The organism is Oribacterium sp. HCP3S3_B9 (assembly GCF_052064255.1).
In the GTDB taxonomy this organism is placed as follows: domain Bacteria; phylum Bacillota; class Clostridia; order Lachnospirales; family Lachnospiraceae; genus Oribacterium.
Window position 1 is genome coordinate 84,420 of record NZ_JBQHVY010000009.1, and the last position, 7,610, is coordinate 92,029.

Sequence of the window (7,610 nt, forward strand, 5' to 3'; positions counted from 1 at the left end):
ACGACTTCCCACAGAACTTGTTCTGTGCCCGAAGGGCTGAACTCGAGCCATACAAGCTCGAGTTCAGGGTATTGCATAAAGCAAACTCCGGAACGATATCCAGCAGAGCTGTGCTCTGCTCCCCGAAGGGGCTAAGTTCAGGCATCCCTGGCCTGAACTTAGGGCAGTGTAAGAGTTTGTATCCATGCCTGCTTCTTCATATTCACGCGTGCATGAGAGGTCCGCAGTTTGTGGGACGGTGCGTAGATGGAAACGCAGATCAGCGGAGTATGCTGGATGTAGGCATTGGACAAATATAGAGTAACCCGGTTATGATGCGTGTCGTCATCGCCACGGAATGTAGGACAGGAGGGTAGTATGGCCAGAAAGAAAGCATCTGATGAGAAGACCACCAAAAAGAAGGTGAATGAAAAGCCGGAAATCAGCAAGGAGGAGCTCGTCAAGAAGATCGAAGCGCTCTGCAAGCAGGCGGAGCAGAACAAGAACACCATCAGCCAGGCCGATATCAATGACGCATTCCGTGATTATGCGATCACCGATGATCAGATGGACAGCATTGACCGCCTCATCGAGAACCGTGGCTTCGACATCGAGCCGCTCGAGGAGGAGCTCGACAGCTTCGAGGACGGTGATCTGCCGGACCTCGACGATGACGATGTCGTCGATGATGTCGTGGGTGAGGATGGTGTCGACGTCGAGGGTGTTGCATCCGATGACGAGGGCCCGAGCGAGGCAGAGTACAAGCAGGTCGAGGCAGAGAATGTCGACCTCGATGCGGTCGATCTCCTCGAGGGGATCGGTACCGAGGACCCGGTGCGTATGTACCTGAAGGAGATCGGTACGGTCCCGCTGCTGTCTGTGGAGGAGGAGTACCGTCTCGCCGTGCGGAAGTCCCAGGGCGATGAGGTCGCGAAGCAGCGGCTCATCGAGGCGAACCTGCGTCTCGTGGTGTCCATCGCGAAGCGCTATACCGGTCGTGGCATGAGCTTCCTGGACCTCGTGCAGGAGGGCAACCTCGGTCTCATCAAGGGTGTCGAGAAGTTCGACCCGGAGAAGGGCTTCAAGCTTTCAACCTACGCGACCTGGTGGATCCGCCAGTCCGTAACGCGTGCGCTGGCCGATCAGGCGCGTACCATCCGTGTGCCGGTGCACATGGTCGAGACCATCAACAAGATGTCGAAGATGCAGCGTAAGCTGACGCTCGAGCTCGGCTATGAGCCGTCCATCAAGGAGCTCGCCGACCACCTGGACATGAGCGAGGAGAAGGTGCAGGAGATCATGCAGATCGCGCGTGAGCCGGCCTCCCTCGAGACCCCGATCGGTGAGGAGGATGACTCGAATCTCGGCGATTTCGTCGCGGATTCGAACGTCGTTTCACCAGAGGGCAATGTTGAGTCCGTGATGCTGCGCGAGCATATCGATACCCTGCTCGGCGATCTGAAGGAGCGTGAGCGTCAGGTTATCGTGCTCCGTTTCGGCCTCGAGGACGGTCATCCGAGAACCCTCGAGGAGGTCGGCAAAGAGTTTAACGTCACCCGTGAGCGTATCCGTCAGATCGAGGCAAAGGCGCTCCGCAAGCTGCGGAACCCGGTCAGATCGAAGAGAATCAGGGATTTCTTACAGTAAATCCATGAGAGGGAATTTATAGAGTGAATCAAGAAACCGAAGTGCCGGTATATATCAAACCGGAACCGAATACGAAGAACTACCAGCGTCTGATGGAGCAGGAGATCAGCCGGTGGCGGGAGCAACCGGGGCGACGTCCTCGGCTCCTTCTTCATAGCTGCTGCGCACCGTGCTCCAGTGCGGTGCTGGACGCGCTCTGTGCGGACTTCGATATCACACTGTTCTACTACAATCCGAATATTTCCACGGAGGCTGAGTTCACGCATCGCGTGGACGAGCTCCGGCGCTTCTGCCACGAAACGGGCATCGATGTGGAGCGGCAGGACAGCGCAGGGCATCTGCTCGGCGCCGTCGAGGTCGTCGTGCCACCGTATGATCACCGGGAGTTCCTCGCCATCGCGCGCGGCCACGAGCGGGATCCGGAGCGCGGCGAACGCTGCCACCTCTGCTACCGCCAGCGCCTCGAGCGCACCGCGGAGTACATGGAGGAGATGAACCAGGCATGCGCTGCGGCGCAGTGCAGCGAAGATTCGGCGAAAGAAAGATCGGCGGCATGTGCGGAAGCGCAGCGCGTGGAGAGCGGAGCGGAAGAGACAAACGATGTCGGAACGCATCGCCCATTTGACTATTTCTGCACGACGCTCACGCTGTCGCCGCTGAAGTCCTCGGAGGTGCTCAATGTCATCGGCGAGGACATCGGGAAGGCGCATGGACTTTCGTTTCTGCCGTCCGATTTCAAAAAGCGCGGCGGCTACCAGAAGTCGATCGAGCTCTCAAAGCAGTATGAGCTGTACCGGCAGAACTTCTGTGGCTGCGAGTTTAGCCGTTAACAGTCATTGATTTCGACATTCCAAAATCGTATTATGTATATAAGAAAAGCAAAGGAAGGGGAGCGATATGGTAACAGGCGAAGTAGATGTTATTAACGAGTCGGGTCTCCATTTAAGACCGGCCGGCGTGCTGACGCAGACATGCATCAAGTTTAAAAGCAATATCTATCTCTATAACGGAGATCGAAAGATCGTCGCGAAGTCCGTTCTCAACGTGATGGCCGCCGGTGTAAAGCAGGGTGCACATCTCCGCGTGGAGTGCGATGGACCAGATGAAGAGGAGGCTCTGCAGGCCGTGATCGAGGCCATTTCCACCGGTCTCGGCGAAGGCGTCAAGTACAGTAGTAAAGACCGATTATTTTGAGTGTAGGAGAGTGTAGGAGTTTGCATCAGGCAAACTCCGGAACGATATCCCACAGAGCTGTGCTCTGTGCCCGAAGGGCTGAACTTGAGCCTTACAAGTTCAAGTTCAGGGCAGGGCTAAAGTCGGGCCTCGATAGCCCGACTTTAGGGCATTGCATCAGGTAAACTCCGGAACGATATCCAGCAGAGCTAAGCTCTGCTTCCGAAGGGCTAAAACCGAAAAAATCAGCCGGGTGATTTTTCACCCGGCTGATTTTTTTCTATAGATTACCTGCTGAAATCGATGACCGCCTGTACAGCGTCCTGGATCTCCGGAAGCTCGATGCCTTCGACCGCACCGGCGTCCATATAGGCCGCGTTCTTCGGGTCCATCGGCAGCTTCGCCAGCACCTTGAGGCCGTGCTGTGCTGCGACTTCATCCACATGACTCTCGCCGAAGACATTGACCTTCTCACCGCAGTGCGGGCAGATGAGGTAGGACATGTTCTCGATGAGACCGATGACCGGCACACCCATCTTATCCGCCATGTTTACAGCCTTCGTCACGATCATGGAAACAAGGTCCTGCGGAGAGGTGACGATGACGATACCGTCGATCGGGAGGGACTGGAAAACAGTCAGCGGAACATCGCCGGTTCCTGGTGGCATGTCGACGAACATGTAGTCGACGTCCTTCCACTGAACCTCAGACCAGAACTGCTTGACGGCCTGTGCGATGAGGGAACCACGCCAGATGATCGGGTCGGTCTCGTTCTCGAGCAGGAGGTTCGAGGAGATGATTTCGATACCGTCGGCACTTCTGTCTGGAATCATGAGCTTGCCATCTGGGGTGACGCCGACGCCGTCATTCGACAGACCGAAGGCCTTCGGGATGGACGGACCGGTGATATCGGCATCGAGGATCGCAGTCTTGAAGCCGGCCTTGTGGGTGCCACAGGCGAGGAGGGAGGTGATGGTGGACTTGCCGACACCGCCCTTACCGGAAACGACGCCGATCACCTTCTTAACGCTGCAGCCATCTGCAAGCTTCGCGCGGAAATCCTCTGGATTTGCGTGGCGGGAAGCACAGTCGGAACCACAGGAACCGCAGTTGCCGTTGCAGCTGGAAGGACTCTGATTTTCTAATTCTGCCATATAAGTAAACTCCTTTCAGGATGTGAAGATACGCTCCATGGACTCGATGTTCATCGTGTACACGGATCACCATGAGTGCGCTGCCCCGGAAGAACGACGCGTATGCCCGAATCGTGACGCACGGTTTTGCACTCAACCTTATAACCATACCACAGAAAAAGGCTCCCGTCCATCCGACGGAGGCCCTTAGATTGTTCTAAATTCTATATTCGTAACAGTTCAGCCAGGGTGATTTTGTAAGCCGGATAATTTTTAAGGGATGTCCATACCGGGCGCGTAAATAGATAAAGGCAATCGAATGGGGTGGACAAAGAAAAAGAGACGCTCGGCATAGGCGTCTCATAAAAATCAGCCGGGTGAGAAGCCTCCCCGCATGAACTGCTCCAAATTCGATCAGTCAAGAATGCTCAGGAACGCATCGAGTGACTTTCCGGTGTTGCCGGCGTTGTATACATAGCCGACGCTGCGGGATGGTACCGGGAACTGGGTCGGGATCTCGATGAGGCTGCCTTCGTCGAGCTCCTTCTGTACGAGTTCGCGGATCACGCAGCCGATGCCGATGCCGATCTTCGCGAAGTCCACGAGCAGATCCATCGTGGTGACCTCGAGGACCTGTGCCGGTTCGATGCCCATGGTCTTGAAGTAGTCATCGATATGACGACGGGTCATGTTGTTCTGGTCGAGGAGCATGACGTTGCCCTCCTGGAAAGGATCACAGTCCTCGCCGTACATCGCCTTCAGATTCTCGAGATACTGCGGTGTCGCGACGAAGGTGTCGTGAATCTGCTTCGGGTGAACGAAGCGGAGCTCCGAACGACGTGTGCGCGGCTCGGCGGTGAGACCGATATCGATTTTTTTCTGCTCGAGCAGAGCGAGTGTCTGTGCGGTCGACTGTGTGATGATCGACACACGGATGTTCGGATACTTCTGCATGAAGGTCTGGAGATATGGCAGCAGGATGTAGCGGCAGAGTGTCGTCGATACACCGATCTGCAGGTGGCCGATATTGAAATCCTTCATACGCTTCAGCTCGGTCTCCGCGTTATTGATATTATCAAACGCATCCTTAATATAGCGGTAGAGCACCGTGCCCTCCTCTGTCAGCGTAACACCGCGCGAATTCCGGTGAAAGAGCTTCGTATCGAGTCCGTCCTCGAGCTTCACGATGGACTTGGAGATCGCCGGCTGTGAGATATACAGCTTCTTCGCGGCCTTCGAAATGTTGCCGCAGCTCGCAACCTCGTAGAAAATTTTATAACCTGACAGATTCTGATCCATGATAATTCCCCCTAAGATAAGGTCGTCTGACCGTAACTGAACATATCGTCATGCGGCTGAGTGAATGCTTCCGATGACGTTCCTGCCCTTATCCGAATTTCTTCAACGCTTTAAAGCAAAGTAATGAATAAGAGTCATTTTTAATATAACATATTTTTTCGACATAACACAAGATTATTTGTAACATGTTTTGACATAACCTCGCAAATAATTGTGTGCAAAGTGCGAAAAACAAAGATTAGGCAAAATAACGTACGGTGATAATGATTATCAAAAACATATATTATGATTATATCTGGAGGGGTGCTATAGTGTGTGAAAGAGTTTGCATAGAGCAACTGAATAAGAAGGAAAGCGCAACGTAGCGTCCTTGTCAGGATATAGAAGAGGAGTTAAGTATGGGAATGACGATGAGCCAGAAGATTCTGGCGAAGCATGCAGGACTGGAGTCGGTGAGCGCGGGGCAGCTGATCATGGTGGAGCTCGACCTCGTTCATGGCAACGATATCACGTCGCCGGTGGCGATCCGCGAGATGAAGAAGCTGGATCAGAAGGACGTGTTCGACCAGGAGAAGGTTGTACTGGTCATGGACCACTTCGTTCCGAATAAGGATATCACGAGTGCGAAGTGCACACAGATGTGCCGGAACTTCGCGCATGAGCAGGGGCTTACGAACTACTTCGATGTGGGACAGATGGGCATCGAACACGCGCTGATCCCGGAGAAGGGACTGATCGTCGCGGGTGAGCTTTCCGTCGGTGCGGACTCACATACCTGCACCTACGGCGCGCTCGGAGCATTCTCGACCGGTATTGGCTCCACCGATATGGCGGCGGCGATGGCGACCGGCAAGCTCTGGTTCAAGGTGCCGACGGCGATCCGGGTTAACATCATCGGCAAGAAGCAGAAGTGGGTGTCCGGTAAGGACGTCATCCTGCACCTGATCGGCGAGATCGGCGTGGATGGTGCACGCTACCAGTCCATCGAGTTCACCGGCCCGGGCGTCGCGGAGCTCAGCATGGACGACCGTTTCACGATCTGCAACATGGCGATCGAGGCGGGCGGAAAGAACGGTATCTTTCCGGTTGACGAGAAGACCATCGAGTATATGAAGGCGCATTCTACGAAGCCGTACACCGTTTACGAGGCGGACGCGGATGCGGAGTACACACGTGAGGTGACGATCGACCTCTCGACTCTGAAGTCGACGATTTCCTTCCCGCATCTTCCGGAGAACACCCACGAGCTCGGCAGCTTCGGGGACATCAAGATCGACCAGAGCGTCATCGGCTCCTGCACGAACGGACGTATCCAGGATATGCGCGAGGCGGCAGAGATCCTGCGTGGTCGCAAGGTGGCACCGGATGTACGCTGCATCGTCATCCCGGGCACCCAGGACATCTACATGCAGATGCTGAAGGAAGGCCTCGTCATGGACTTCATCGAAGCCGGCGCGGTCGTATCGACCCCGACCTGCGGACCATGCCTCGGCGGTTACATGGGTATCCTCGCACCGCATGAGCGCTGCGTCTCGACCACCAACCGTAACTTCGTCGGCCGTATGGGTGACACCACCTCCGAGATTTATCTCGCTTCCCCGGCCGTTGCAGCCACATCTGCCGTCACCGGTAAGATCTCAGGACCAGCTGACTTAGGACTTTAAATCCGGAATGAAAGGAAAATATATGAACGCAGAGGGTAAGGTTTTAAAATATGGCGACAATATCGACACGGATGTCATCATCCCGGCACGATATCTCGCGATTCAGGATAAGAAGGAGCTGGCATCCCACGCGATGGAGGACATCGACCAGGACTTTCTGAAGAAGCTTAATGCCGGCGACATCGTGGTCGCTGGCAAGAACTTCGGCTGTGGCTCCTCCCGTGAGCACGCGCCGCAGGTACTTCAGACCAGCGGCGTTGGCTGTGTCATCGCCGAAAGCTTCGCGCGTATCTTCTATCGGAACGCGCTGAATATCGGCTTTCCGATCATCGAGGCACCAGAGGCCGCCCAGGCCATCGCCGAGGGCGATCGGGTAAAGGTAGACTTCGATACCGGTCTCATCACCGACGAGACGACCGGAAAGACATTCCAGGGACAGCCGTTCCCGGAGTTTCTGCAGAAGATGATCGCTGCCGGCGGACTGATGGCTTACGTCAATCAGAATGGCGGAAAGATCTGATCACAAAGATGATCGCCGCCGGACGAATGGCTTGCGTCAGCCAGAATGGCGGAAAGATCTGATCACCAGAACGTTGAAAAAATCGGCTCTTCGGGCGTACCTGTGGGTAAAATCCGTGGCAGAAATGCCCGTTAAGCCCCTCCATTGTTAGTTTTCTGGCTCCGCTATCGGCCTGTTCGGTAAAGGAACCTTAAT

The 7,610-nt window shown here is 55.1% G+C and carries 7 protein-coding genes; 5 read left to right on the forward strand and 2 right to left on the reverse strand.

Going from position 1 to position 7,610, the window contains the following annotated elements:
- Positions 1 to 420 precede the first annotated feature (420 nt).
- From rpoD to ACTNC3_RS06405, 3 genes are all read left to right on the forward strand, one after another.
- A complete protein-coding gene (gene rpoD / locus ACTNC3_RS06395) occupies positions 421 to 1,626 on the forward strand; it encodes an RNA polymerase sigma factor RpoD (RefSeq protein ID WP_410043279.1) in 1,206 nt (401 codons plus the stop codon).
- Between the two features lie 23 nt (positions 1,627 to 1,649).
- The gene (locus ACTNC3_RS06400; protein ID WP_441226857.1) at positions 1,650 to 2,456 is read left to right on the forward strand and encodes an epoxyqueuosine reductase QueH; all 807 of its coding nucleotides are present in this window, start codon (positions 1,650 to 1,652) and stop codon (positions 2,454 to 2,456) included.
- A 67-nt stretch (positions 2,457 to 2,523) separates the two neighbouring features.
- Entirely contained in the window at positions 2,524 to 2,820 is a 297-nt protein-coding gene (locus ACTNC3_RS06405; RefSeq protein ID WP_410043212.1) for an HPr family phosphocarrier protein, read from the forward strand.
- 266 nt (positions 2,821 to 3,086) lie between these two features.
- Here ACTNC3_RS06405 and ACTNC3_RS06410 read toward each other — a convergent pair whose 3' ends face one another.
- Entirely contained in the window at positions 3,087 to 3,953 is an 867-nt protein-coding gene (locus ACTNC3_RS06410; protein WP_410043213.1) for a P-loop NTPase, read from the reverse strand.
- A 393-nt stretch (positions 3,954 to 4,346) separates the two neighbouring features.
- Entirely contained in the window at positions 4,347 to 5,231 is an 885-nt protein-coding gene (locus ACTNC3_RS06415) for a LysR family transcriptional regulator (RefSeq protein ID WP_410043214.1), read from the reverse strand.
- A gap of 398 nt (positions 5,232 to 5,629) precedes the next feature.
- Between ACTNC3_RS06415 and leuC the strand changes: the two genes are divergently transcribed.
- Complete coding sequence (leuC, locus tag ACTNC3_RS06420) at positions 5,630 to 6,895, forward strand: 3-isopropylmalate dehydratase large subunit (protein WP_441226858.1); 1,266 nt, start codon at positions 5,630 to 5,632, stop codon at positions 6,893 to 6,895.
- 22 nt (positions 6,896 to 6,917) lie between these two features.
- Complete coding sequence (locus ACTNC3_RS06425) at positions 6,918 to 7,415, forward strand: 3-isopropylmalate dehydratase small subunit (protein ID WP_410043216.1); 498 nt, start codon at positions 6,918 to 6,920, stop codon at positions 7,413 to 7,415.
- Positions 7,416 to 7,610 lie beyond the last annotated feature (195 nt).